Origin of the sequence: Pseudomonas sp. R1-7 (genome assembly GCF_051132105.1) — a bacterium.
In the GTDB taxonomy this organism is placed as follows: Bacteria; Pseudomonadota; Gammaproteobacteria; order Pseudomonadales; family Pseudomonadaceae; genus Aquipseudomonas.
In genome coordinates this window covers 2,281,304-2,305,043 of record NZ_CP071661.1, presented here as the reverse complement: position 1 = coordinate 2,305,043, position 23,740 = coordinate 2,281,304, and the positions used below count along the sequence as shown (strand labels likewise).

The 23,740-nt window shown below is 61.9% G+C and carries 22 protein-coding genes and 3 pseudogenes; 13 read left to right on the top strand and 12 right to left on the bottom strand.

Annotated elements, in window-relative coordinates; translation table 11 throughout:
• Positions 1 to 101 precede the first annotated feature (101 nt).
• Positions 102 to 215 (top strand): annotated as a pseudogene (locus tag J3P79_RS10440) (hypothetical protein); the annotation flags it as partial.
• Positions 216 to 521: 306 nt separating this feature from the next.
• On the opposite strand, the gene J3P79_RS10435 reads toward J3P79_RS10440, so the two are convergent.
• Entirely contained in the window at positions 522 to 1,142 is a 621-nt protein-coding gene (locus J3P79_RS10435; RefSeq protein ID WP_434610230.1) for a hypothetical protein, read from the bottom strand.
• A gap of 93 nt (positions 1,143 to 1,235) precedes the next feature.
• Complete coding sequence (locus tag J3P79_RS10430) at positions 1,236 to 1,754, bottom strand: hypothetical protein (protein WP_434610228.1); 519 nt, start codon at positions 1,752 to 1,754, stop codon at positions 1,236 to 1,238.
• Positions 1,755 to 2,073: 319 nt separating this feature from the next.
• Here J3P79_RS10430 and J3P79_RS10425 point away from each other — a divergent pair, with 319 nt between their 5' ends.
• The 4 genes from J3P79_RS10425 to J3P79_RS10410 all read left to right on the top strand — a co-directional run bounded on the left by J3P79_RS10425 (position 2,074) and on the right by J3P79_RS10410 (position 5,918).
• Complete coding sequence (locus tag J3P79_RS10425) at positions 2,074 to 2,760, top strand: SOS response-associated peptidase family protein (protein WP_434610227.1); 687 nt, start codon at positions 2,074 to 2,076, stop codon at positions 2,758 to 2,760.
• A gap of 111 nt (positions 2,761 to 2,871) precedes the next feature.
• Positions 2,872 to 3,252, top strand: coding sequence for a RidA family protein (locus tag J3P79_RS10420; RefSeq protein WP_434610225.1), 381 nt, complete (start codon positions 2,872 to 2,874; stop codon positions 3,250 to 3,252).
• 441 nt (positions 3,253 to 3,693) lie between these two features.
• Positions 3,694 to 4,029: a DUF6124 family protein gene (locus J3P79_RS10415; RefSeq protein ID WP_434610223.1), complete on the top strand. Its 336-nt coding sequence runs from the start codon at positions 3,694 to 3,696 to the stop codon at positions 4,027 to 4,029.
• A gap of 125 nt (positions 4,030 to 4,154) precedes the next feature.
• Complete coding sequence (locus tag J3P79_RS10410) at positions 4,155 to 5,918, top strand: L-lactate permease (protein WP_434610222.1); 1,764 nt, start codon at positions 4,155 to 4,157, stop codon at positions 5,916 to 5,918.
• Positions 5,919 to 5,977: 59 nt separating this feature from the next.
• Here J3P79_RS10410 and J3P79_RS10405 read toward each other — a convergent pair whose 3' ends face one another.
• Positions 5,978 to 6,313, bottom strand: a complete 336-nt coding sequence (locus J3P79_RS10405; RefSeq protein ID WP_434610219.1) for a hypothetical protein — start codon at positions 6,311 to 6,313, stop codon at positions 5,978 to 5,980.
• Positions 6,314 to 6,558: 245 nt separating this feature from the next.
• Between J3P79_RS10405 and J3P79_RS10400 the strand changes: the two genes are divergently transcribed.
• On the top strand, positions 6,559 to 7,215 hold the full coding sequence (locus J3P79_RS10400) for a polysaccharide lyase family 7 protein (protein ID WP_039592928.1): 657 nt from the start codon (positions 6,559 to 6,561) through the stop codon (positions 7,213 to 7,215).
• A gap of 19 nt (positions 7,216 to 7,234) precedes the next feature.
• Here J3P79_RS10400 and J3P79_RS10395 read toward each other — a convergent pair whose 3' ends face one another.
• The 3 genes from J3P79_RS10395 to J3P79_RS10385 all read right to left on the bottom strand — a co-directional run bounded on the left by J3P79_RS10395 (position 7,235) and on the right by J3P79_RS10385 (position 10,816).
• On the bottom strand, positions 7,235 to 8,467 hold the full coding sequence (locus J3P79_RS10395) for a nucleoside permease (RefSeq protein WP_434610217.1): 1,233 nt from the start codon (positions 8,465 to 8,467) through the stop codon (positions 7,235 to 7,237).
• An 85-nt stretch (positions 8,468 to 8,552) separates the two neighbouring features.
• Positions 8,553 to 9,644: a sugar phosphate isomerase/epimerase family protein gene (locus J3P79_RS10390; protein WP_434610215.1), complete on the bottom strand. Its 1,092-nt coding sequence runs from the start codon at positions 9,642 to 9,644 to the stop codon at positions 8,553 to 8,555.
• Positions 9,641 to 10,816 (bottom strand): Gfo/Idh/MocA family protein, encoded by a 1,176-nt coding sequence (locus J3P79_RS10385; RefSeq protein WP_434610213.1) that lies wholly within the window; start codon positions 10,814 to 10,816, stop codon positions 9,641 to 9,643. The genes J3P79_RS10390 and J3P79_RS10385 overlap by 4 nt, the downstream gene beginning before the upstream one ends.
• Positions 10,817 to 10,990: 174 nt before the next feature.
• Between J3P79_RS10385 and J3P79_RS10380 the strand changes: the two genes are divergently transcribed.
• From J3P79_RS10380 to J3P79_RS10365, 4 genes are all read left to right on the top strand, one after another.
• Positions 10,991 to 12,001: a LacI family DNA-binding transcriptional regulator gene (locus tag J3P79_RS10380; protein ID WP_434611423.1), complete on the top strand. Its 1,011-nt coding sequence runs from the start codon at positions 10,991 to 10,993 to the stop codon at positions 11,999 to 12,001.
• Positions 12,002 to 12,096: 95 nt separating this feature from the next.
• A complete protein-coding gene (locus J3P79_RS10375; protein WP_434610211.1) occupies positions 12,097 to 13,047 on the top strand; it encodes a TAXI family TRAP transporter solute-binding subunit in 951 nt (316 codons plus the stop codon).
• A 79-nt stretch (positions 13,048 to 13,126) separates the two neighbouring features.
• On the top strand, positions 13,127 to 15,154 hold the full coding sequence (locus tag J3P79_RS10370; RefSeq protein WP_434610209.1) for a TRAP transporter permease: 2,028 nt from the start codon (positions 13,127 to 13,129) through the stop codon (positions 15,152 to 15,154).
• Positions 15,151 to 15,534: a DUF1850 domain-containing protein gene (locus J3P79_RS10365; protein ID WP_434610207.1), complete on the top strand. Its 384-nt coding sequence runs from the start codon at positions 15,151 to 15,153 to the stop codon at positions 15,532 to 15,534. The genes J3P79_RS10370 and J3P79_RS10365 overlap by 4 nt, the downstream gene beginning before the upstream one ends.
• 3 nt (positions 15,535 to 15,537) lie before the next feature.
• Here the strand turns inward: J3P79_RS10365 and J3P79_RS10360 are convergent.
• Positions 15,538 to 15,804, bottom strand: a pseudogene (locus J3P79_RS10360) (TetR/AcrR family transcriptional regulator); the annotation flags it as partial.
• A gap of 13 nt (positions 15,805 to 15,817) precedes the next feature.
• On the opposite strand from J3P79_RS10360, the pseudogene J3P79_RS10355 reads away from it, so the two are divergent.
• Positions 15,818 to 15,904, top strand: a pseudogene (locus J3P79_RS10355) (DUF4442 domain-containing protein); the annotation flags it as partial.
• An 82-nt stretch (positions 15,905 to 15,986) separates the two neighbouring features.
• Here the strand turns inward: J3P79_RS10355 and J3P79_RS10350 are convergent.
• A complete protein-coding gene (locus tag J3P79_RS10350; protein ID WP_434610205.1) occupies positions 15,987 to 17,075 on the bottom strand; it encodes an SMP-30/gluconolactonase/LRE family protein in 1,089 nt (362 codons plus the stop codon).
• A gap of 288 nt (positions 17,076 to 17,363) precedes the next feature.
• On the opposite strand from J3P79_RS10350, the gene J3P79_RS10345 reads away from it, so the two are divergent.
• Both J3P79_RS10345 and J3P79_RS10340 read left to right on the top strand, forming a co-directional pair.
• Positions 17,364 to 18,326 (top strand): EamA family transporter, encoded by a 963-nt coding sequence (locus tag J3P79_RS10345; RefSeq protein ID WP_434610203.1) that lies wholly within the window; start codon positions 17,364 to 17,366, stop codon positions 18,324 to 18,326.
• 233 nt (positions 18,327 to 18,559) lie between these two features.
• Positions 18,560 to 19,420, top strand: a complete 861-nt coding sequence (locus tag J3P79_RS10340; protein WP_434610201.1) for a CAP domain-containing protein — start codon at positions 18,560 to 18,562, stop codon at positions 19,418 to 19,420.
• An 84-nt stretch (positions 19,421 to 19,504) separates the two neighbouring features.
• On the opposite strand, the gene J3P79_RS10335 is transcribed toward J3P79_RS10340, so the two are convergent.
• The 4 genes from J3P79_RS10335 to ggt are packed head-to-tail and all read right to left on the bottom strand — an operon-like array spanning position 19,505 to position 23,713.
• On the bottom strand, positions 19,505 to 20,137 hold the full coding sequence (locus J3P79_RS10335; RefSeq protein ID WP_434610200.1) for a Vgb family protein: 633 nt from the start codon (positions 20,135 to 20,137) through the stop codon (positions 19,505 to 19,507).
• A gap of 34 nt (positions 20,138 to 20,171) precedes the next feature.
• Positions 20,172 to 21,392: a helix-turn-helix domain-containing protein gene (locus J3P79_RS10330; RefSeq protein WP_434610198.1), complete on the bottom strand. Its 1,221-nt coding sequence runs from the start codon at positions 21,390 to 21,392 to the stop codon at positions 20,172 to 20,174.
• A 41-nt stretch (positions 21,393 to 21,433) separates the two neighbouring features.
• Positions 21,434 to 21,967, bottom strand: a complete 534-nt coding sequence (locus J3P79_RS10325) for a cysteine hydrolase family protein (RefSeq protein ID WP_434610196.1) — start codon at positions 21,965 to 21,967, stop codon at positions 21,434 to 21,436.
• An 18-nt stretch (positions 21,968 to 21,985) separates the two neighbouring features.
• Positions 21,986 to 23,713, bottom strand: coding sequence for a gamma-glutamyltransferase (ggt, locus tag J3P79_RS10320; RefSeq protein ID WP_434610194.1), 1,728 nt, complete (start codon positions 23,711 to 23,713; stop codon positions 21,986 to 21,988).
• Positions 23,714 to 23,740: the final 27 nt, after the last annotated feature.

Here is a 23,740-nt window from a genome sequence, read left to right as displayed (position 1 = left end):
TCGCCGAGTGGTTGGGACCCGGAAAGGCAACTACAGGCGGTTGAAAAACGCATCAATATCTCAACGGAACACCGCTCTTAGCCCTGCTATGATTTCTGAGGATTTCATCGCAGGGATCGCCCACGAAGCGCTTTATCCAAGGTGAACATCGAGGCCAAGAAACCTTCCTTTCCGCGAGCCTCGACGATTACGTCACAGATGCCAATCCGGTGCGGAGGAAATCGGGGACAGACCACGATTTTGGCTCACAATCGGACTGTCTCATAATCGTGGTTTGTCCCCGTTCCCCAATTAATGTCAATGGGTGGCGCTGCTGTCGACTTGAGGACTTCAGACGCTTGAGCGGATGCTAAAAGCCTTGTACTTGCTGTCTCAGGGTGTGCATCTTCGAGGGCGGCCGTCGCGAGCCGAGCCGAGCCGAGCCGAGCCGCCGGAGAGTCTCGGCCCTTCGGGCATTCATCCTTCACACCTACGGGCTTCGGCCTGCGCGCACCGCTTGCGAGGGAACGCACCACTCCTCATTAATCTGTAACATTCGGGCAAGGGTTGAAAACCTCGGTTACGTCGAGTGTTGTATGCCACGGGATGGCAGTGCCTGACACCATTCCGCCTACGGTTTGCTGTCGACCCGACTTGCGCACATATCCACCATCCGTTCCAGTGAAGACGTGCTGCCCTGGCTTCGTCAGATAATCAAAGAAACTGACCTTCACAGGCACATTCATTTGTCCACCTGGCGTAATGACGGCGAGCATGATCGCTCGGTCTTTGGTAAATACAACGAACGGTTCGACTCCAGTGCGACCACCTACTGTCTTCACACACTGCACTTGTTCTGGGAGGATGCGTGCGGTTTCAGTGTAGGTGTGATTGTTGTAGAGGCTGAGGATCAGGCCTTTGCTGGTCAACACTCCCAGGCCTTGAGTGGCCCTGCAGCTGCCTTCGCTTCCATATGGGAACAAGCACCAGTTCGTTTCCGACACGGCTTGAATATCCGATGGTGCAATTTTCAGATCGCGCTGGATTTGGGCTTTTGATTCCGGAGTGTCGTAAGGGATCATCACGCATCCCCCGACTGTCATTGCTGCGATGAGGCCGATGGCCGCAGCTACGTTTTGGATTGATGATTTGAAGGTGGTCATTATTCGCTCTCCTTGCTGTATGGCCACCACTGGAAGGCTGTGGTGATTTTGGTCATCGGACGGTCTCATAATCGTGGGCTCTCCCCGTTTCCCCTATTTAACGAACTTCAGGCATGCGAACCCAGTCTTGATTTGCAGCTTCTGAATAGGTTCGACGCTCTCTTGGTCGCCAACTTTCTTGAGGACGCCTACGCCGCAGAAATATTCGTCGCGGTCAAAGATCGGAAGGATGCCTGCCTTGGGCTTGATCGAGAAATCTTCGATTAAGGTATAGGTGGCACCCTTCTGTGGCGTGAAGGAAAACGGTATCTGACAAGCGCTGTTTCCTGCGACCTTCCAATAGGTGAGGATCAGCGCCTTATTCACGGCGACACGCGATTCGATGTAACCGCCGTTAGAGGGCAGGACGGTGTAACCCGCATAGCATCCATTGTCACTGAACGTCATGGCATCCAGTCTCGCACCACTTCCAGCCTTGAGGCGAACCGTTGCGGAGGGTTCATCCGGACCGGGAACGACATACTGCTTGCCCTGCAAAAAAGAAGTGCAACCGCTCATTAGCAACGCGCCGGCCAGCAAAATACAACGGCCGGATTTTTGATAGAGGTACATCCATCTCTCCCTGATTCCATTGGGTAACCCATTCCGGGGCTTGGGACTGCCGGATTGCGGGCTGGATAATACTGTACGAGGTCACGTGCCAACCAGTATTCAGGCACAGGCATGGAGAACGAGGCTTTTCCCCGCGAAGACGATGAGTGGACGAAATGCCGCTTGATTTTCCGCTCATCCGATCACGACAAGGATTTTCGAACCAAGCGTTGGCGCACCGGCTCGGAGCTACATGACACCGCCGCAGCCCACTGAGGATGACTCGGTCTCGCGGCTTTCACGGCGGGGTGAAAGTCCAAATCTGCCTGGAGTTTTCGCGATGTGTGAATGTTTCGTTCAGCCTGTCTCTGCCAAGGATTCCCTGGCGTTTTTTGCCCAGCGGGATGCCTTCGGAGCCCACAACAACCCGGGCCTGTCGGCCGACAGCCTTCACGCCGCGGCAGCTCCTGCGCTCCATGATCGACAAAGCGTGATCAAGCCGAACATGCAGGTCAGTGCCATCCGCAACCGTGGCGGGCATCTGGAGAGCATCAAGGTTCGCTGGGGGTGGTCGCCCGTCTGGTCGATGGGCACCATGCCGCCGCTGACGCACCTGCCCTTGCACCTGGTGATGCGCTCCAAGGTGTTTGACCGGATCAAGCGCGACGGCCGCGTCCTGGTGGCAGTGGACGGCTGGTATGAAGAAGCCTCGGACACCAGCGCGCCCGCCCAGGCCAAGCGCCTGAGCTATACGACTTCGCGGCAGTCGTCGCCCATCTTCCTCGCCGCCCTGGCCCAGGCCAGCGAAACGCCCAACGGTTGTGACGGACTGGCCTTGGTGACCTATGGCGACATTGCCAATCAACAGCAGCGACTGCTGGCCTTCACCGGGGAAAATGCCCTCGAATGGTTGCGCCCTGATCTGGATTGGGAGCAAGCGCGACACATGGCCGCGCACGTGGCTGTCGACGAACCGCAACTGGAACATGTGCTGACCGCCAAGCGCATGGTTCAGGGGCGACGGTGACGGCGGTCCACGCCAGAGGAAATCGCTGACAGCTCGAAGATCGGCGCTAAACTGGCAGGCCAGTCGCTTTGAAGTGACTGGCCTTTTTTCTTTGACGAGCTAGAGACTTCCATGGCGAACCAAGACATCACGTTCACCCCCGACCCGGACACGGACTCCATCTCTTCCGACGTCGCCGGCTTCGGCGGCCTGCTGGTTTCCACGCAAATCCCCACCCGCGCCGACGGCAGCCTGGAACTGGGCGACATCACGGCGCAAAGCGAGTGCACGTTGCAGGCACTCAAGACCGCACTGGAACGTGCCGGCAGTTCCATGGACCGCGTGTTGCACCTGACCATCTACCTCACCGACATGGCCGACCGCGCAGCCTTCAACGAAGTCTACAAACGCTTCTTCGCCAAGCCTTGGCCTGTACGCGCGGCTGTTGGCGTGGCGGCGCTGGCCGTTGAAGGGATGCGGGTTGAAGTGACGGCGATGGCGGCGAAGGGCTGAGCCGCACCTAAGACAAGCGAGGTGCTCTTGTGGGGAGGGGATTTATCCCCTCGCCACGGGTTCTGTGTTGACCCATCTTTTCAGGCTTCAGAGGACGGTGTTTATTCGGTTGTAGGATCCTTCGGGTTCAGGCTACGTCGTCTTGCGCCGTTGCCTACAACTACGCCAGAATCCGCCGGCTTGTGCGCCTTGGGGCCGGGCTTTACTGTTGCTCGGTCGCTGAAAATCAGCGATCGGGTTTGGTAGCCCGGCTTCTACATGACGCACAGCTTCACTTTTCGCAGGTGCCATTTCGCATCTGTATCAATGGTGGCCATGCGTAGGGCGTCTTCGGGCGCGCCGGTGTTCATGTGGACCGGTCTACCAACCTTCGTATGGCCGCCACCCTTCGTTTGGTAGCGAGGGTGATGGCCTCTCTAAATTCCACATGAGAACTTCGCCATGTTCAAAGTAACCCCGAACCCACCCGACACCGATCCAGCCGACCCGAAAGAATTCGACAAAGCCGCCGATCGCGCCCTCGATTACTACCTCAAGCCCAAATCCTGCAAACCGACACCTGACCCAAGCCAACTCTTCACCGTGATCAACGGTGTCGACACCGAAGCCCTGCTTGCCAACCTCAGCGAAACCCTCGCCTCGGCCAACGCGATGATCAACGGCCTGGCGTTCGATCTGGACGGCTCGCGACGACACGTTGCCCTGGGCATCCTGCAGTTGATCGAAATGGGCGCCATGCTGGCGAACCGTGCGCTGGATAACGTCGAAGCGCGCTAGCCGCCGCTGCACAACTCCCTCGCCACAGGGGTTTGGCTGGCAGTCGCCTGGCAAATCCCCGCCTATACTTCTCTGCCAATCCCCCCGGGGCCTGCACTTCCAACAATAAAAAGCAGAGGTGGAACATGGTCTGGCAACAAGTCTACGATCCCTTCGGTAATGCGGTGCTATCGACGTTCCTGGCGGCGGTTCCGGTGGTGGTAATGCTGGCGTCCCTGGCGTTTTTCCATGTCAAGGCGCACCTGGCGGCGCTGTATGCCCTGGCCTCGGCGCTGCTCATTGCGATTTTCGCCTTCGGCATGCCGGCGGACATGGCCGGTTCGGCAGCGCTTTATGGCGCGGCCAACGGGCTGCTGCCCATTGGCTGGATCGTGCTCAACATCATCTTCCTGCACCGGCTGACCACCGAGAACGGTTCGTTCAAGGTCCTGCAGGATTCCCTGGCGCGCATCACCGATGACCGCCGCTTGCAGTTGCTGTTGATCGCCTTTTGTTTCGGCGCATTTTTCGAGGGCGCGGCGGGTTTCGGCACGCCGGTCGCGGTGACCGGCGCGATCCTGATCGGGCTGGGCTTTTCGCCCCTCGCCGCTTCGGGCCTGGCGTTGATTGCCAACACCGCACCCGTGGCATTTGGCGCCCTGGGCACGCCGATCATCACGCTGGCAAAAGTCACCGGGCTGGATGAGATGGAGTTGTCGATGATGGTCGGTCGGCAACTGCCGTTCTTCTCGGTGATCGTGCCGTTCTGGCTGATCTGGGCGTTCGCCGGCTGGCGCAAGATGCTTGAAGTGTGGCCCGCGATCCTGGTGGCCGGTGTCACCTTTGCCATTCCGCAGTTCGTGGTGTCGAACTACCACGGACCGATGCTGGTGGACGTGATTGCCGCGCTCATTTCGATGGCCTGCCTCGCGGGTTTCCTGAAAGTCTGGAAGCCCGCCACGGTGCACACCTCGGCGGCGCTGACGGGGCGGCACGATGATTCGAAGATCGACGCCAGCGAACAACAGGCGCCGGTGGCCAGCGCCGCGTTTTCCAATGACGCTCGACCCGCGGTGCTGCGCGCCTGGATGCCGTGGATCATCCTCACCGTATTCGTGTTCGCCTGGGGCACCCAGGGCTTCAAGAACATTTTCGACACCCGCCCGGCCATCGACCCGCAGACCCAATCGGTCAAGCTCGATCCACAAGGCAAGCCGATGCGCGAGGCGAATCCGATCTTCTCGCCGTTGCTGACCTTCGGCACCATCCATCAGCAGATCGAAAAAGTCCCGCCGGTGGTGCCCCAGCCCAAAACCGAGGAAGCGGTCTACAAGTTCAACTGGTTTACCGCCACCGGCAGCGGCATCTTCCTGGCGGCGATCGTGGGGGGCTTGTTGATGGGCTATTCCATCCCGCAACTGGCGCGCCAGTACCTTCGAACGCTGTGGGTGGTGCGCTATTCGCTGATCACCATCGTGGCGATGCTGGCGCTGGGTTTCCTCACGCGTTATTCGGGCCTGGACGCCACCATGGGCCTGGCGTTCGCCGCGACGGGCATCTTCTACCCGATGTTCGGCACCCTGTTGGGCTGGCTCGGCGTGGCGCTGACCGGTTCGGACACGGCGTCCAACGTACTCTTTGGAGGGTTGCAACGGGTGACGGCGGAGCAATTGGGCATCAGCCCGGTGCTGATGGCCGCTGCGAACAGTTCAGGTGGGGTGATGGGCAAGATGGTCGACGCCCAATCGATCGTGGTCGCTTCCACCGCGACCCGCTGGTACGGCCACGAAGGAGAAATCCTGCGCTACGTGTTTTTCCACTCGGTGGTGCTGGCGATTCTGGTGGGCGGGCTGGTGACGTTGCAGGCGTATGTGGAGCCGTTCAGTCACATGGTGGTGGGAGGAAAGTAACCAGCAATGAACAAGCTTTTGTGGCGAGGGAGCTTGCTCCCCCGCCACAGGTAATGCGCTTACTGAACGTTCTTCAGTTTGACCACATCACCGGACACCGACGTGGTGTAGCCGGTCAGGACCCAGGCCCAGAACCAGTTTTCCTGGACTTGGGTATTGATCATGGCGTCGCCGCCCTTGGCCTTGATCGCCGCGTTCTGGGCACGGACGAAACGGTTGTTCTGGCGGATCGGGATCACGCCGAACAGCAGCAGGCCGGTGGCCTTGGCTTCGCTATGGCCGACAACGGTGTATTGGCTGCTGTCGTACTGCTGGGTTTTCATCGGGGTGCCGGTGCAACCCGCCAGGGCCAGGCCGAACAGTGTGCAGGCGACAACTTTGCTGATGCGGTTCATTTGATGCTCCATGGGAAAACGCCCGGGATCCATCTCTCGGGCGGCGCGTACTCTACCCGATCGGCAACAAAATGACACAACATCCTCCGCCCATTTATGGGCTCGAAAGGCTCATTGCAGAGCCATTCGTCAGGTGCGCCTCCAGCGAAACAGACCCTCGTCGATAGCATGAAGACTACGCCACGGAAGGCAATTCTTGTCTTGACGGCCGCTACTATCGGCCGGTTCCGTTGGAGGGTTTCATCATGATTGACGTAACAGTCTGGAGCGTGACCCTGCCGGTGCAAACGCCCGCGCAGGTGGTGGCAACCAAAGCCATGCCGAGTTTGAACAACAAGTATTTCGACAATAACGGCCAGCGGATCATCTTCTGGGCGCCCGTCACTGGCTCCCATACCGGTAACAGCGATTATCCGCGTTCCGAACTGCGGGAAACCAGCAGGGACGGGAAGCACCGCAACTGGCGCTACAACAGTGGCATCAACACTCTCAAGGGTGAATTGACGGTCAACCAGGTGCCCTCGGAAGGCCGTGTGGTGGTTGCGCAGATTCACGCCAAGAATGCGCCGACGCCGTTGTTGAAACTGGTGTACCGCTTTGAAAAGGGCACCGGCAACATCGACGTGGAATATCGGGTCAAGCCCAAGGACAAAAAGAGCCCGGTGATCTACACCGTGCCCAAGGTACCGCTGAACAAGTCCTTCTCGTACACGCTGCAAATGGACAAGCAAGGCCAGCTCTCGGTGCTGATTGGTAAAAACGGCAAGCAGGTCAAGCTGGACAAGTCCTGGCACGGCTACGATTTCTATTTCAAGGCCGGCGTCTACACCCTGGATAACAAGGGCTATTCCAATGAAGGCGGGAAAGTGACCTACACCAAACTGAGCGTCAGTCACAAGTGACTGACGCCCCTCCTCACGCTCATGCCTTGGACGGCGTCACGACCGCTTGACGCCCTTTGAAGGCCATCAGGAAACCCACGAACACCACCAGCGCGAAACCGGCCGGGAACAGCCAGATGCTTCTCCAATCGTGCCCGCCCTCCACCACAAAGTGATCGGTCACCTGCCCCGCCACCCAGAATCCGATCAACATACCCACGCCATACGTCGCCAGGGTGATCAGCCCTTGAGCGGAACTGCGCAAGTGTTTCGGCGCCTTGGCATCGGTGTAGATCTGCCCCGAGACAAAAAAGAAGTCGTAGCAGATACCATGCAGCGCGATGCCGGTGAACAGCATGAACGCCAGTTCGCCGTTGTTGCCATAGGCAAACAGCACGTAGCGCAACGCCCACGCCAACATGCCCACCAGCAACGCCAGCTTGATGCCGAAGCGCTGGATGAACAGCGGCAACAGCAACATGAACAGCACCTCGGACACTTGCCCGATGGCCATTTTCGCCGTCGGATTGGTCATGCCGGTTTCGGCCAGGAACGGGTTGGCGTTCTGGTAATAAAACGCCAAGGGGATGCAGATCAGGATCGAGGCGATGAAGAACACCAGGTAGCTACGGTCCTTGAGCAGCCCCAACGCATCGAGCCCGAGGGACTGCTTGATGCCGCTGGAAACCGCCTGCTCCTTGAGCGGTGCCGTGCCCGGCAGCGTGAAGCTGTAGAGCCCGAGCACCAGCGAAGCGACGGCGGCCATCAGGAAGGTATTGCGCAGGCCGCCGGCCGAGATCGCTGCGCGCGAATCCCAGGCGAACACAAAGCTGATCACCACGCCGGCAATAATCCAACCGACGGTGCCCCAGACCCGGATACGCGAGAATTCCAGCGCCGGGTCGCGCATCTGCCGGAAGGCCACGGAATTGACCAAGGCCAGCGTCGGCATGTAGATCACCATGTACGCCAGCACAAAAGGATAGAACCCGCTGAAATCCGTCGCCGAATACAGCTGATACAGCAACACCGCGCCCACCAGGTGCAACACCGCCAGGATGCGCTCGGCGTTGAAGTAGCGATCGGCAATCAGGCCGATCACGAACGGCGCGATGATCGCGCCCCAGGACTGGGTCGCGAAGGCCCTGCCGACCTGACCGCCGCTGGCGCCCAGGGTGCTGGACAGGAACGTGCCGAGGGTGACGAACCAGCCACCCCAGATAAAGAACTGCAGGAACATCATCGTGCTAAGGCGTGCGTACATCGTCGTCATGACCGTCACCGTCTTGTTGTTGTTTTTGTTGAAAACACTGTCGTCCTGCTTTTGTGGCGAGGGAGCTTGCTCCCTCGCCACAGGGTTACGTCATCGGCATTGGAGGCAACCCCAGCAACCGCCGGTTGGATGCCTCATCCGCCGTAACCCCGGCAAAATCATCGAACGCCTTGGCGGTCCTGGTGATCATGTGCCGCTGGATGAACGCCGCGCCTTCAGCCGCGCCCTGTTGTGAGTCCTTCAGGCAGCATTCCCATTCGAGCACCGCCCAGCCGTCGAAGCCGTATTGGGTCAGCTTGCTGAAAATCGCCTTGAAATCGATCTGTCCATCGCCCAGGGAACGAAACCGGCCGGGGCGATCCACCCAGCCCTGGTAACCGCCGTAGACACCGGAGCGGGCGTCGGGGCGGAATTCGGCGTCCTTGACGTGGAACATGCGAATGCGCGCGTGGTAGCGGTCGATGAAGCCCAGGTAGTCCATCTGTTGCAGCAACAGGTGGCTGGGGTCATAGAGAATCGCTGCCCGTGGATGATGCTCGACCGCTTCCAGGAAGCGCTCGAACGAGGCACCGTCGTGCAGGTCTTCGCCGGGGTGGATCTCGTAGCACAGGTCCACGCCCGCTGCGTCGAAGCAATCGAGGATCGGCCGCCAGCGCCGGGCCAGTTCAGCAAAGCCTTGCTCGACCAGGCCCGATGGACGCTGCGGCCACGGGTACATGTACGGCCACAACAACGCACCGGAGAACGTCGCGTGGGCCTTGAGGCCCAGGCGTTGGCTGGCGCGGGCGGCCAGCTTCAATTGTTCGACGGCCCACTCGGTGCGCGCCTGGGGCTGGCCGCGCAGATGGACGGGGGCGAAGTCGTCGAACAGCACGTCGAACGCCGGGTGCACCGCTACCAATTGCCCTTGCAGGTGCGTCGACAATTCGCTGATCTCGACGCCCGCCGCTGCGCAAGTGGCCTTGAGTTCGTCGCAATAGTCCTGGCTTTCAGCGGCCCGGGCCAGGTCGATGTAACGCGTACCCAGGGTTGGTACCTGGATGGCTTTATAGCCTTGCGATGCTGCCCATCTGGCGATGTTCGCCAAGCTGTCGAACGGCGCCTCATCGGACATGAATTGCGCCAGGAAAATCGCCGGCCCGCGCAGGCCACTCGGTGTCTGGTCGTGGGTATTCACAGCAGCGACTCCCCGGTTTCCAGCGCGGTCCACTTTGCCTCGCCTCGATGATTGATGATGGCGGCCTCTATAAACGCCATGCCGCGCAAGCCGGTTTCGATGCCGGGAACGCCAGGCACATCGGGGCCTTCGACCCGCGCGCGTATGGCCCTGGCGAAATCGCCGTAGAGGTTGGCCATGGCCTCCAGATAGCCTTCCGGATGTCCCGGCGGCAAACGCGTGCGCTGGGTCGCTGCTTCGCACAGCCAAGGCTGGCCGACACCGGCGCGCAGGATGCGCAGCGGTTGGTCGAAGGCTCGGTGGATCAGGCTTGAGGGTTCTTCCTGTCGCCACTCCAGCGCGCCTTTGTCGCCGTAGACGCGGATTTTCAGCGGGTTCTCTTCGCCGGTGCAGACCTGGCTGGCGAGCAACACGCCGCTGGCGCCGTCCTTCATCTTGATCAACACTGCAACGTCATCGTCCAACTGCCGCCCCGGAACATGGGTGCCGAGGGTGGCGCAGAGCTGTTGGATCGGTTGATCCGCGACGAACTCCGCCAGGGAAAACGCGTGGGTGCCGATGTCGCCGATGCAACCGCCCAAACCGGATTGGGCCGGATCGTCGCGCCACTCGGCTTGCTTGTTGCCTTGGGCGGCGACATCCTGGCTGAGCCAGCCTTGGGGGTATTCGACAAATACTTTGCGCACCTGGCCGATCACCCCCGAGCGCACCATGTCCCGGGCCTGCCAGACCATCGGATAGCCCAGGTAGGTGTGCGCCAGGCCATAGAGACAACGACTGCCTTGCAACACGTCGTTGAGGGCCAACAGCTCCTTGAGGTTCAGCGCGGCGGGTTTCTCGCTGAACACGTGAAAACCGGCCTTCAATGCCTGGCTGGCAATCGGTGCGTGGAGGTGATTGGGCGTGACGATCACCAGCAATTCCATGCGTTGATCCAGTGGCAGCAGCGCTTCGGCGTCCAGCATCTGCTGCCAGTCGTGGTAACAACGTGATGAGGCCAGCCCCAGCGCCGCGCCGGTCTGCCGGTTGTTGTGCGGGTCGCGGCTGAACGCGCCGCACACCAGCTCGAAACCGCCGTCCAGGCCCGCGGCCTGGCGATGGGCCTGGCCGATGAACGCGCCCTCCCCACCGCCCACGAAGCCCATTTTTATTTTGGGTGCTACAGGATTCATCGCGATTCTCTTCTGTCCGGATCGGTGATGTAACCGGTTACATCATGAGGCGAATCTAGGCTTGGTTTTGCCCCGTGTCAAACCCCTTGCAACGCCATTGAGCGTTTGTCAGGTGCCGAACCTGCGGTAAGCTCGCCGTCATGCCTGGTTTCCAGGCGCGGAATCGAGGTGAATTTGTCCAATATCCGTGAAGTAGCACGGCTGGCCGGCGTGTCGGTGGCAACGGTGTCCAGAACGCTGAAATCCCCGGAGCGGGTGTTGCCCGAGACCCGGGACAAAGTCAACGCAGCGGTGCAGCAGGCCGGTTATCGACCGAACCTGATGGCGGTGCAGTTTCGCTCCAGACGCACCGGCAACCTGGTGATTCTCGTGCCGAAAATCGCCAACACTTTTTTCGCCCGGGTCATCAGCGGCGCCCAACAAGCGGCGCAAGCGGCCGGCTATCGGTTACTGCTGTGCGACACCCAGGGCCGCGAAGCCATCGAGCAGGAATTCGCCGGGCTGGTGTACGCCCATCAGGCCGACGGCGTGATCCAATTGCGCGCCAGCGATCCCTTTGTCTCACTGCCTCCCGGCACCGACGCGCTGCCGCTAGTCAACGCCTGCGAAGTGGTCAAGGACGCGCCCTACCCGACCATCAGCCTGGACAACCGCGGCGCCGCGCGAGCGATGACCGAGCATTTGATCGGACTCGGCCACCGACGCATTGGCATCATCAAGGGCCCGCGCAGCAGCCCCCTGACCCTCGATCGCGTGGCCGGTTACCAGGACGCCTTGCACAACGCCGGCATCGCCCTCGACCCTGAACTGGTCTGCCACGGCGACTTCACCCTCAAGGCCGGCTACGAAGGTGCCGGGACGATGCTGGGCTTGGCCGATCGCCCCAGCGCGCTGTTCTGCGAGAACGACGAGATGGCCATCGGCGCACTCAAGCGCATCAAGCAGATGGGCTTGCGCGTACCCGAGGACATTTCCCTGGTGGGCTTCGACGATATTCCGTTCGCCGCGTATTGCGATCCGCCGTTGACGACCATTTCCCAGCCGGCCGAAACCTTTGGCCACAAATCGGTGGAAATGCTCATCGCGCTGATCGAGAAACAACCCATCGCCCAGCGGCATGTGCGGTTGCCGTTCGAACTGACCGTGCGCGGCAGTAGCGCCGCGCCAGGCCGCCACGCTGTTTAATCCAACATAGCGGTATCTGCCTATTCGCCATCAAGCCCGTTTCGACTACAGTGGAAAGACTCTGCATAAAGCCATAACAAGACGGAGAGTTCCCAATGCGAGTCAACAAGCGCTTCACCCTCCTGGCCGCCGCCGCAGCCTTGGCGGTCACCGCCACCGCTCATGCGGCCCCGGTGTACATCAACATCCTGACCGGGGGCACCAGCGGTGTGTATTACCCGATCGGGGTCGGGCTTTCACAGATCTACAGCAGCGGCATCCAGGACTCCAAGACATCGGTGCAAGCCACCAAGGCGTCGGTGGAAAACCTCAACCTGCTGCAAGCCGGGCGCGGGGAGCTGGCGCTGGCCCTGGGTGACTCGGTGGCCGATGCGAAAAACGGTGTGGAGGACGCCGGTTTCAAGGCTCCGCTGACCAAGCTGCGAGCGATTGCCGGCGCCTACCCCAATTACATCCAGATCGTTGCCAGCCAGGAATCGGGGATCAAGACCCTGGCCGACCTCAAGGGCAAGACCGTTTCCGTCGGCGCGGCGAAATCCGGCACCGAACTCAATGCCCGGGCGATCTTCAAGGCGGCCGGCCTGAGCTACAGCGACATGAAGGTCCAATACCTGCCCTTCGCCGAGTCGGTGGACTTGATCAAGAACCGGCAACTGGACGCCACCCTGCAATCCTCCGGGCTGGGCATGGCGGCGATTCGTGACCTGGCGTCGACCATGGCGTTGAACTACGTGTCGATTCCCGTCGACGTGGTGGAAAAGATCGGCAACCCGGCCTACCAGAGCGCCATGATTCCCGCCAACACCTACGATGGCCAGGCCGACGCGGTGCCCACCGTGGCCATCACCAATATCCTGGTGACCCGCGCGGACGTCCCGGACGAAGTGGCCTATCAGATGACCAAGCTGCTGTTCGACAACCTCACCCGCCTGGGCACCTCTCACTCGGCGGCCAAGGATATCTCGCTGAAAAACGCCGCGAAAAACCTGCCGATCGCCCTGCACCCCGGTGCAGAGCGTTACTACAAGGAAGTGGGCGCGCTGTAGCCCCACGCACTGCAACGGCGCGCGTCGCCGTTGCAGCATTGCGTTTCACCTCCGCACGTCGACAACAGGCAGGCATTTCATGAGTGAAGACCAGCACGGCATCGCCACGGACCCGCGGGACTGGCCCAAGACGCTGTTCTACGTGGCGTTGCTGTTTTCCATATTCCAGATCATTACGGCGGCTTTTTCACCGGTGTCCAGCATCGTGCTGCGGGCGGTGCATGTGGGCTTTTTGCTGTGGGTGGTGTTTTTGAGCTACCCGGCCCATGGCAAGCAAAGGCCCTGGCAACCCCTGGCCTGGGTGTTGGGACTGGCGGGGATGGCGACGGCGCTCTATCAATGGGTGTTCGAGGCCGACCTGATCCAGCGCTCAGGCGACTTGACGACCGCCGACATGGTGATCGGCGTCATCCTGATCGTGCTGGTGTTCGAGGCGGCACGGCGAGTGATGGGCATCGCCTTGCCGATCATCTGCGGCTTGTTCCTGGCCTATGGCCTGTTCGGCGAACACCTGCCCGGCGACCTGGCCCACCGCGGCTACGGCGTCGATCAAATCATCAATCAATTGTCGTTCGGCACCGAAGGGCTGTACGGCACGCCGACCTACGTATCGGCCACTTATATCTTCCTGTTCATTCTGTTCGGCGCCTTCTTGGAAAAGGCCGGCATGATCAAACTGTTCACCGATTTCGCCATGGGCCTGTTCGGTCACAAGCTGGGCGGTCCGGCGAAGGTGTCCGTGGTGTCATCGGCGCTGATGGGCACCATCACCGGCTCGGGGATTGCCAACGTGGTGACGACCGGGCAGTTCACCATTCCGCTGATGAAACGCTTTGGCTACAAGGCCGCATTCGCTGGCGGCGTGGAAGCGACGTCGAGCATGGGCAGCCAGATCATGCCGCCGGTGATGGGCGCGGTGGCGTTCATCATGGCCGAGACCATCAACGTACCGTTCGTGGAAATCGCCAAGGCCGCGTTGATACCCGCGTGCCTGTATTTCGGCTCGGTGTTCTGGATGGTGCATCTGGAAGCCAAGCGCTCAGACCTCAAGGGCCTGCCCAAGGACCAATGTCCGAGTGCCTGGGGCGCGGTCAAGGAGAGCTGGTTCCTGCTGATCCCGCTGGGGGTGCTGGTGTACCTGCTGTTTTCCGGCCGCACGCCGTTGTTCTCCGGCATGGTCGGGCTGGCGCTGACGGCGATTGTGATCCTCGGCTCGGCGATCATTCTCAAAGTGTCGAATTTTGCCCTGCGCTGCGCATTCTGGGTTGCGCTGGGCATTCTTTGCGTTGGGTTCTTCCGGCTGGGCATCGGTGTCGTTTTTGCGGTGATCGGCCTGCTGGTGGTGGCCTGCTGGTTCATGAAAGGCACCCGAGAAACCTTGATCATTTGCCTGCACGCTCTGGTCGACGGGGCACGGCACGCCGTTCCGGTGGGAATCGCCTGCGCCTTGGTCGGCACCATCATCGCCGTGGTTTCACTTACTGGCGTGGCGTCCACCTTCGCCGGCTACATCCTGGCGATCGGCAAGGACAACCTGTTCCTGTCGCTGCTCCTGACCATGCTCACCTGCCTGGTGCTGGGCATGGGCATCCCCACCATCCCGAACTACATCATCACCAGCTCGATTGCCGCGCCCGCCTTGCTGGAACTGGGCGTGCCGCTGATCGTGTCGCACATGTTCGTGTTCTATTTCGGCATCCTCGCCGACCTGACCCCGCCGGTCGCCCTGGCCTGCTTCGCCGCCGCGCCCATCGCCCGGGAGAGTGGTCTGAAGATCAGCTTCTGGGCGGTGCGCATCGCCCTTGCCGGCTTCGTCATCCCGTTCATGACGGTGTACAACCCGGCGCTGATGCTTCAGGGCGACAATCTGTGGATGACGGCGTACATGCTGATCAAGACCGTATTGGCCGTCGGGCTCTGGGGGATGGCCTCCACCGGTTATCTGCAGCAGAAAATGCCGGTTTGGGAACGCCTGATGTGTTTCGCCGCTGGTGCGATGCTGGTGGTTGCCCTGCCCTTGACCGATGAGATCGGCTTCGTCCTCGGCGCGCTGATGATTTTCCAGCACGTCTGGCGCTCACGGCGTACCGGGCGAGCCTTGGCGTGATCGGCTTGTGCCTGGGCCTGTCCGGCGTGGTCTGGGCACAACTTGAACTCAGCGAGTTCACGTTGGCCTGGAACCACACCATCGAAAAGGTCCGCTGGGAGGAAGACTATCGCGTCACCGAAACGGGCTTGATCCTGAGTGAAGCCAGGATCAAGGGCAACGGCGCCGGCATGGAGATTCCCGAGGGCGCGCGGCTGGAAAACGGCAGTTGGCGATACCACCGCGAGCTGCCGCCGCTGCAACCGCTGAAGCTCGGCCGTACACCCCAGGCCGGCGATTATCAGCTGTGCGAGGGCAGCCATTGCGAGCCGATGGCCCATTGGCTGGGGCCGCCCTCCGCACAGCAACCGGCCGTGGAATTGTGGAGCTGCCCGCTATGACGCTCATTCAGCACTGATGGAACGCCACGCCGCTTGGGCCAGTAATTGCCGGTGAACCTTGGGGCTGGAGGACACACGCCCCGCCAGCCATGCCCGGCAATAGCTTTCAGACGCGCCGATGATCAGCGAAAACATCAATTCGGCGGGATAGCGCTTGAGCGCCTCGCCCTGCTCCGCAGCGCTCAACCACTGCCAAAGCTGACCGTTACGTGACGTATTGCGGCTGGCGAGCTCGTCCTTGAACGGCCCCTTGGTCACCGCAAAGCGCGCCTGTTACTGGAAACACAAGATCGTGCCGGTGGATATTCATGACGGGGAAGGCAAGAAGGTGTTCACGGCGCAGATCACCATGAACGTGAAGCTGGGTTGAAGCTTGGGAGCTTGCTTTGCGATTGCTGCGCAATCGAGCGGGAGCAAGCTCCCTCGCCACGGTTATTGGTGGCGCCTGAGAATCAGGCGAACGTGGCCCCTCGGGTGTTCACGAACAACGAGTACAGCGAGTGGCTACCGGCCATGAACAGTCGGTTGCCTTCCCTGCCGCCGAAGCAGACGTTGGGACAGCGTTCCGGCAACGAGATGTGCCCGATGGCCTTGCCCTCGGGGTTGAACACCCGAACGCCGTCGAGTTTTTCCAGGTCGGCCTTGGGGTCGCCGTTCCCGCCCCAACCGCACCAGAGGTTGCCGCTCTCATCGCACTTGATTCCGTCGATGGCCGCGTAGTCCAGCCCTTCGATGTGCTTGCGGCGCTCCCCCAAGGTGCCGTCGTCCTTGACGGTGATCGCCCAGACCAGACGGTTGGGCTTGGCCCGGCCTTCGACCACATAGAGAGTCTTTTCATCCGGTGAAAAGCACAGGCCGTTCGGCCCCGCCAAATCGTCAATTACCCGGCTGAGCTTGCCGGTCTGACCGTCGATGCGATACACCGCGTGGGGCTGCGCCGGGGTGACTTTGTGGCCTTCATAGTTATTGCCGGTCTGGAACGGTGGATCGGTGAACCAGATCGAACCATCCCGTTTGCAGACGATGTCGTTGGGCGAGTTCAACGGCTTGCCATCGAAACTGTCGGCCAGCACGGTGATCGTGCCGTTGTGTTCGGTGCGAGTGATGCGTCGCCCTTCGGTCGACGTGGTCGAGCCTTCGCAGACCAGCAACCGCCCCTGGCGATCGCGGCACATGCCGTTGGAGAAGTTCGAATTCTCGCGGTACACCGACAGCCCACCGGTGACTTCGTCCCAACGTACGATGCGGTTGTTGGGAATGTCACTGACCAGCAGATACCGACCGTCGCCGATCCACACCGGCCCTTCCGCCCAACGCAAGCCGTCGGCGAGCTTCTCGACGCTGGCGTTGAAGATGCGCAAGTCCATGAAGCTGGGGTCGAGGATATTGACCAGTGGGTCTGGATAGCGCTGGCTCAGGGGCTCGGCCTGGGCCAGCCCGGGCAGGTTTCCAAGCGTCGCGGCGGCGGCCGAGACCACCAGGGATTTTTTCAGGAAGATCCGGCGCCCCTGATTGGCGGTTGCAGGTTGCGAAGCATCCATCGTACGTCTCCGTTAATTATTATTGGACGGGGACGTTTGTTTTACTCCCTGATAAGACATCGTACAAGATGCGTCACACAGTTACTTCACACGACGCGTGGCAAAATCATCGACAGCCATCAACCGGCCTGAAGTCACCGGAAGTGCTGGACTCTATAGAACAAGCGTTTCCGCCAGGCTTGTTCGCTCACGCCATATGCGGTAAAAATCCGACCCAAGTTGTACGACAACAAAACTAAAAAGCCCTTTCAAGGGCTTATTTCATGTTCCCCTTTGAGACTTCCTGCCATGACCCGCTCCACCGCCGCATCCGATGCACCTGCCCCCTTTCCCCGCCACATCGCCGTGCTTGTCCTGCTGTGCATGGGGTGCGCCTTTGCCGGCAACCATGTCGCCGCGCGGGCCGCGTTCGATGACGGCGCTGGCGTGCTGCTGGCGATCCTGCTGCGCTCGGGCGGAACGTTGCTGGTGTTGGCGGCAATGGTGCTGTGGCAACGGCAAAGCCTGCGCCTGCCCACCGGTGCCTGGCGCTGGCAGTTACTGCTGGGCCTGTTGATCGCCGCGCAAAGCCTGTGCCTGTATTCCGCGGTGGCCCGGGTGCCGGTGGCACTTGCGCTTTTGGTGGGCAACGTGTTCCCGATTCTCTTGGCCCTGTTGACCTGGTCCCTCGGCGGCCCGCGCCCCACCGGCCGTACCGCGGCGCTGATGGGCATGATCCTGGTGGGCCTGGTGTTCGTGCTGGAAGTACCGACGCGGTTGGCCTCCCAGGCAGACGTCGGCCCGCAGTGGTTGCTGGGTGTTGGCCTGGCGTTCTGCGCCGCGTGCGTCTTTGCTTGCGCGTTATGGATCACCGATCACAAGCTGTCCCAGGTGCGCGGCTCGGTCCGCAGCCTGCTGACAATCTTCATTGTGTTCAGCAGCGTCAACCTCGCGGGCCTGACCGGCGCGCTGCCCGGCGGCCTCGACTTCCCCGCCAGCAGCACCGGCTGGCTCGCGCTCGCCACCCTGGTGGTACTTTACGGCACGGGCTTCATCGTCTTGTTCATGTGCGTGCCACGCCTGGACATGCCGCGCAACGCCCCGGTGATGAACATCGAACCGCTGGCAACCCTGCTCATCGGCTGGCTGGTGCTGGACCAGATGCTCAACCCGGGGCAGATCCTTGGCGGCGTGATCGTGGTGGCCGGCATCGTGTTGCTGACCTGGCGCAAGGTCGAGCGGGCCAAGGCGCCGGTGGCTGCACACGATTGAATGCTTTTGTGGCGAGGGAGCCTGCTCCCGCTCGAGTGCGAAGCGGTCGCAACAACCGGGGCCGCTGCGCATCCCTCGCCACAAAGGACCTCGTGCGGTCCCCGCATTATGTGTTCACTCACCCTGCAACTAGTTTCAAAAGCCGCAGTCCTACCCCAGCCCTGAACAACACGTCCAGGGCTGACCGGCGCCTTCCTGGCGTCAAGGCAATTCCCTCCCGAGCCGTTCGCCCCATGCGCCATCCTGTTCGCTCTCGCCGTTTCGCTTCGCTGTGCCTCACGATCCTGTTTCCCCTGTTCACCAGCCCGGCCCATGCCCGGGGCGAAGGGCAACTGGTGAGCGCTATCAACGATTACCGCAGCCAGTCCCAACGGTGTGACTGGCGAAGGTTGCGCGCCGCTCCGCCCTTGGCGCTGCGCTCGAACCTGGCCTTGCCGATCGGTTTCCGTGGCGGACTGCGCGACGCACTGAAGGATGTGGGTTATCAAGCCCGCGAGGTGCGCAGCATTCGCCTGACCGATGCACGGGACGCCGACGAAGCGTTGGAAATGCTTGCAGATGAGCATTGCGCGGCGCTGCTGGACAACCGGTACGCCGACATCGGCGTCAACCGGGTCGGTGACGAGTGGCGCGTGGTGTTGGCGCAACCTATGGGCGGCGCGCGGATGAGCGATGCGGGGGCGCCGGACAAGACGCTGCTGGCCCAGGTCAACGCCGCCCGGGCCAAGCCACGGATGTGCGGGCGCCAACGCTTCGGCGCGGCTCGGCCGCTGAGTTGGAACGCTGCGCTGGGAACCGCCGCCCAAGGCCACAGCCGGTCGATGGCCCGCGGCAATTATTTTGCCCATCGCGACCCGGACGGACGTTCCTCCTCCGACCGGGCCAAGAGCGCCGGCTTTCGCGGGCGCAAACTTGGCGAGAACATTGCCGCCGGACAACGCTCGCCGAGCCAGGCCATGCACGATTGGCTCGCCAGCCCCGGCCATTGCGCCAACCTGATGAACTCGATGTTCACCCAGATGGGCGCCGCGTCCGCCAGCGACTCGCGCAGCGACGCTGGGGTGTACTGGACGATGGTGCTTGGCGCGCCATAAGCCAATAGGCAGACATCATTGTGGCGAGGGGATTTATCCCCTCGCCACAAATGCGGTATTTCAGATACTGCACTTGGCCAGCCCTCAAACCGGCCGACGCACCGCCCTCACCTTCCCGCTACCGCCCCCGCCACAAAAGAACCGATCCGCGCCATCGGACTCCAGCCCCGACACGCCGATCCCCGGCGGCATCGTCACGCTTTCCAGCACTTGCGCCGTGTTTGGATCAATGCGCCGCAGGTCGCTTTCATCCTCTTCCCAGGTGCCATGCCACAGCTCGCCATCGACCCAGGTCACGCCCGTGACGAAACGATTGGATTCGATCGTGCGCAGAAGCTTGCCGTCGGCAGGATCGATTTGCAGGATCTTGCGGGCCTTGTACTGACCTACCCAGAGCGATCCTTCGGCCCACGCCAGGCCGGAATCATCTCCACTGTTGGGCGCCGGGATCGTCGCCACTACCTGGCCGGTGCGGGGATCGATCTTGCGGATGCTGTCACCGGCGATCTGGAACAGATGCCGACCGTCGAACGCGGTGCCGGCGTTCGCTGGAACATCAAGGGCATGCACGGTCTGGCCACTCGCGGGATCGAGGGCGTGCAGCTTTTCGCCCGAGGCGAACCAGACGTGCTCGCCGTCATGGCTCACGCCATGCACGCAATCGACGCCTGGGAACGGACCGTATTCGCGCAGGATCTGTGCTTCTGAACGTTTCATCTCACATCGCCTCATCGGTGGGTGTGATTGCATCCTAACCATCGAACGGCAGCGTGGTGAGTAACAATATCGTCGCGAATCCGGGCATCGGTGGCGCCGTCCAGCGTCGAGCCCTTGCACGACCGAACGAATGCGCCTTGCCGTGGGCCGCCAGGGTTTCCAAGGCTCGCTGCACGCTGCGCTGGCTAGTGTCCAGGGCCAGCGCGAGAGCCGAGCTGGACCACGCTTCTCCATCCGCCAACAGCGCCAGCACCGCCCCGTAGGGTTCCTCGACGACACGCGCCAGGACCACAACCTCGCCCGCATGATGCGGCACCAACTTGAAACCGTGCCGGGTGGCGACCAGGTCAGCCATTGGACGCAACGCGGCCCGCAACCGCCCCATCTCGACGCGCAAGCGGGCGCGATGGGACTCGTCCGTCAATTTCAAACCAAAGGCCTGGGCCATGAGCACGTCCCGCCGCGCATCGCCAGGCCAGGCTTGGGCCAATTCACGGGCCAGGGCAAACAGTACCGGACGCCTGGCCAGGGCGACCTGGACGCCAGCGCAACTGACGCCATATCGGCAGGCGTCCACCACCAGCGCCGGGCCGGCCAGCAGGGCTTGTACGTCTTCGAGCACCAGCAAACGCTCTTCGCCTCCGGCGATCAGCCGCGCTGCGGGCGTCAGCAGCATCCGCCAGGCACTGTCGATTTCGCCGTCCAACGCGCCAATCCCTGCTTGCCGCGCGGATTGCCTGGCCCTTTCCAAGGCGTCCCGGGCGGTTTGCGCTTGCAGCCGCCGCATGGCAATCCCGGCGGCCACCAACTCGCAGGCCGCCCGAGACGCCAAAGGCAACCCGGCAAGGTCCAGTTCGATGAGCTTGCGCTCGGCCTCGTCGAGCCGGCCGATCAGCAACAACCTGCGGATTTCGATGGTCCGCGCATGGCCGGCGTTCGCCCGATCGCCTTGGGTTTCGAGCAGCGCCCGAGCGGCGTCGAGGCGCGTCATCGGCCAGGCGAGGTCGCGGGAAGCCAGGGCAATTTCAGCCTCCGCCACGACGCACCGCGCCCGTGCCACAGCCTCCTTGGCTCCGAAGGCCGAAGCGGCCCGACGCATCAGGGCCCGGGCTCTCTCCAGGTCGCCCAGCTGGGCCATGGCAATGCCGCGAAGCGCGAGGGCCGGCGCATCGTTGCGCAACGCGACACGATTGAGCGCGGCCACCGGGTCCCCCGCCGCCAATGCGCGCGCTGCCGTGGTGATGTCACGATCCATGAATGACGACCTTTAGTGGCAGGTCAGTCCTGCCACATCGGCTACAGGCGGATTTTGGCAGCCGCAACTACATCAATCCGCGACACCGCACTGCTCAGCCGCCCCAGTCGATGATTGTGATTGGCAATGATCTGCTCGGCCGGCAAGCTGCCGTTGTCCACCGTTGAGTGGGCGTCGGCGGCCAGGACCACTTCGTACCCCAGGGCATGGGCCTGGCGCACGGTCGCGTTGATGCAGTAGTCCGTTTGCAGCCCGCAGATCACCACGCGATCTATGCTTCGGGCTTGCAGCAACGCCAGCAGGTCGGTCTGGTAGAACGCGTCCGGGGTGGTCTTGCGCACACGTAAGTCATCAGCTCCGGTGAGCAAGCCGTCGGCCAATTGCCAGGCGGCGCTGCCATGTGCCAGCGAGCCGTCCAGCTCTTCATGCTGGACCAGAATCACCGGCAAGCCGACAGCCCGGGCCTTGGCGCTGAGGTCGTTGATGGTCCGGACCAGGCGCTGGCTCTCGAAGCATTCTTCCTCGCCAGCACACAGCCCCTCCTGGACGTCGATGATCAACAATGCGGTGCTCATGTTTGCCTCTTCGAATGGTCAGTAGCCCAACGACAATCCGGTGTTGCGGCGCGGATCGTTAGCGCCATAGAAGCGGTTCTTGCCCACCGGTTTGCCACCCAGTGACGGCGCGCCCACCAGAATCGCGGCGATGTGGTTCGGGTCCTGCGGGCCGGCAAACTTATGACCCCAGCTCTCCAGCAACTTCAGGGTATCGGGGCTGGCGGCGAAGGTTTCCAGGTTGGTCTCTTCCGGCATCCACTGCTGATGGAAGCGCGGCGCATCGACGGCTTCCTGCAGGTTCATGCCGTAGTCGATCACATTGAGGATGGTCAACAAGGTCGCCGTGATGATGCGGCTGCCGCCCGGCGTGCCGACCACCATGACGGTCTTGCCGTCCTTGGTGACGATGGTCGGGCTCATGGATGAGAGCGGCGACTTGCCCGGCGCGATGGCGTTGGCTTCGCCCTGCACCAGGCCGTACATGTTGGGCACGCCGACCTTGGCGGTGAAGTCATCCATTTCGTCGTTGAGGATCACCCCGGTCTTGCTCGCCATCACGCCGGCGCCGAACCAGTCGTTGAGGGTGTAGGTGACGGAAACGGCGTTGCCCCATTGATCGACGATCGAATAATGCGTGGTGTTGCTGCCCTCGTGGGGCGCCACGCCGGGTTTGATCTTTTGCGAGTCGCCGGCTTTTTGCGGCTCGATCGCGGCGCGCAGCTTCGCCGCGTAGTTCTTGTCCAGCAAATGGTCGATGGGGTTTTGCACGAAGTCCGGGTCGCCCAGGTAGCTGTTGCGATCAACGTAGGCGTGACGCATGGCTTCGATCTGGTAGTGCATGCCCTGTGCCGAATGGAAGCCCAGGTCTTTCATCGGGTAGCCGTCGAGGATATTCATGATCTGGCACAGCACCACGCCACCTGAGCTGGGTGGCGGCGCGGAGATGATGTGATAACCGCGATAATCGCATTCCACCGGCGCCAGCTCGCGGGTCTTGTACTTGTCCAGGTCCGCCTGGGTGATGATGCCTTTGTTGGCCTGGCTGGAAGTCACCAGCGCATCGGCGACCCAGCCTTTGTAGAAGCCGTCGGCGCCCTTGGCGGAAATCTCCCGCAGCGTCTTGGCCAGGTCCTTCTGCACCAGCCTCTGGCCGACCTGCATCGGCTCGCCGTTGTGCAGGAAGATCGCGCCGGAATCTCGCGCATCCTTCTTGAAGACATCCGTGGCGGTTTCCAGCAGATCCACATCGCCCTGTTCCAGGACAAAACCGTCCTCGGCGAACTTGATCGCCGGCGCGATCAACTCCGCCCGGGGTTTGCTGCCGTATTTCTTCAACGCCAGCTCCATGCCGGACACGGTGCCGGGCACGCCTACCGCCAAATGGCCGCGCGTGCTGAGTTCGGGGATGACATTGCCGTCCTTGTCCAAGTACATGTCGGCCGTGGCGGCCAGGGGGGCTTTTTCGCGGAAATCCAGGAAGGTCTTGCGGCCGTCGGCCATTTGCAAGGTCATGAAACCGCCACCACCGAGGTTACCCGCCGCCGGATAGACCACCGCCAGGGCATAGCCCACCGCGACCGCCGCATCCACGGCGTTGCCACCGTTCTTGAGCACATCGACGCCGACGTGGGTCGCCAGGTGCTGGGCGGTGACGACCATGCCGTTCTCGGCGGCAACCGGGGCTTGGGAAGCGGTGTGGGCAGTCAGGCAGTAGAGGGTGAGCGAGGTGGCGATGAGGGTCCGGGCCAGTGATTCGAACTTCATGAGTCGGTCTCTTCTTGTTCTTAAGGG

Bases quoted from the DNA above. Each gene is read 5' to 3' on its own strand.
- J3P79_RS10435 (WP_434610230.1), bottom strand. From the start codon at position 1,142: ATGACCACCTTCAAATCATCAATCCAAAACGTAGCTGCGGCCATCGGC.
- J3P79_RS10430 (WP_434610228.1), bottom strand. From the start codon at position 1,754: ATGTACCTCTATCAAAAATCCGGCCGTTGTATTTTGCTGGCCGGCGCG.
- J3P79_RS10425 (WP_434610227.1), top strand. From the start codon at position 2,074: ATGTGTGAATGTTTCGTTCAGCCTGTCTCTGCCAAGGATTCCCTGGCG.
- J3P79_RS10420 (WP_434610225.1), top strand. From the start codon at position 2,872: ATGGCGAACCAAGACATCACGTTCACCCCCGACCCGGACACGGACTCC.
- J3P79_RS10415 (WP_434610223.1), top strand. From the start codon at position 3,694: ATGTTCAAAGTAACCCCGAACCCACCCGACACCGATCCAGCCGACCCG.
- J3P79_RS10410 (WP_434610222.1), top strand. From the start codon at position 4,155: ATGGTCTGGCAACAAGTCTACGATCCCTTCGGTAATGCGGTGCTATCG.
- J3P79_RS10405 (WP_434610219.1), bottom strand. From the start codon at position 6,313: ATGAACCGCATCAGCAAAGTTGTCGCCTGCACACTGTTCGGCCTGGCC.
- J3P79_RS10400 (WP_039592928.1), top strand. From the start codon at position 6,559: ATGATTGACGTAACAGTCTGGAGCGTGACCCTGCCGGTGCAAACGCCC.
- J3P79_RS10395 (WP_434610217.1), bottom strand. From the start codon at position 8,467: ATGACGACGATGTACGCACGCCTTAGCACGATGATGTTCCTGCAGTTC.
- J3P79_RS10385 (WP_434610213.1), bottom strand. From the start codon at position 10,816: ATGAATCCTGTAGCACCCAAAATAAAAATGGGCTTCGTGGGCGGTGGG.
- J3P79_RS10375 (WP_434610211.1), top strand. From the start codon at position 12,097: ATGCGAGTCAACAAGCGCTTCACCCTCCTGGCCGCCGCCGCAGCCTTG.
- J3P79_RS10370 (WP_434610209.1), top strand. From the start codon at position 13,127: ATGAGTGAAGACCAGCACGGCATCGCCACGGACCCGCGGGACTGGCCC.
- J3P79_RS10350 (WP_434610205.1), bottom strand. From the start codon at position 17,075: ATGGATGCTTCGCAACCTGCAACCGCCAATCAGGGGCGCCGGATCTTC.
- J3P79_RS10345 (WP_434610203.1), top strand. From the start codon at position 17,364: ATGACCCGCTCCACCGCCGCATCCGATGCACCTGCCCCCTTTCCCCGC.
- J3P79_RS10340 (WP_434610201.1), top strand. From the start codon at position 18,560: ATGCGCCATCCTGTTCGCTCTCGCCGTTTCGCTTCGCTGTGCCTCACG.
- J3P79_RS10335 (WP_434610200.1), bottom strand. From the start codon at position 20,137: ATGAAACGTTCAGAAGCACAGATCCTGCGCGAATACGGTCCGTTCCCA.
- J3P79_RS10330 (WP_434610198.1), bottom strand. From the start codon at position 21,392: ATGGATCGTGACATCACCACGGCAGCGCGCGCATTGGCGGCGGGGGAC.
- J3P79_RS10325 (WP_434610196.1), bottom strand. From the start codon at position 21,967: ATGAGCACCGCATTGTTGATCATCGACGTCCAGGAGGGGCTGTGTGCT.
- ggt (WP_434610194.1), bottom strand. From the start codon at position 23,713: ATGAAGTTCGAATCACTGGCCCGGACCCTCATCGCCACCTCGCTCACC.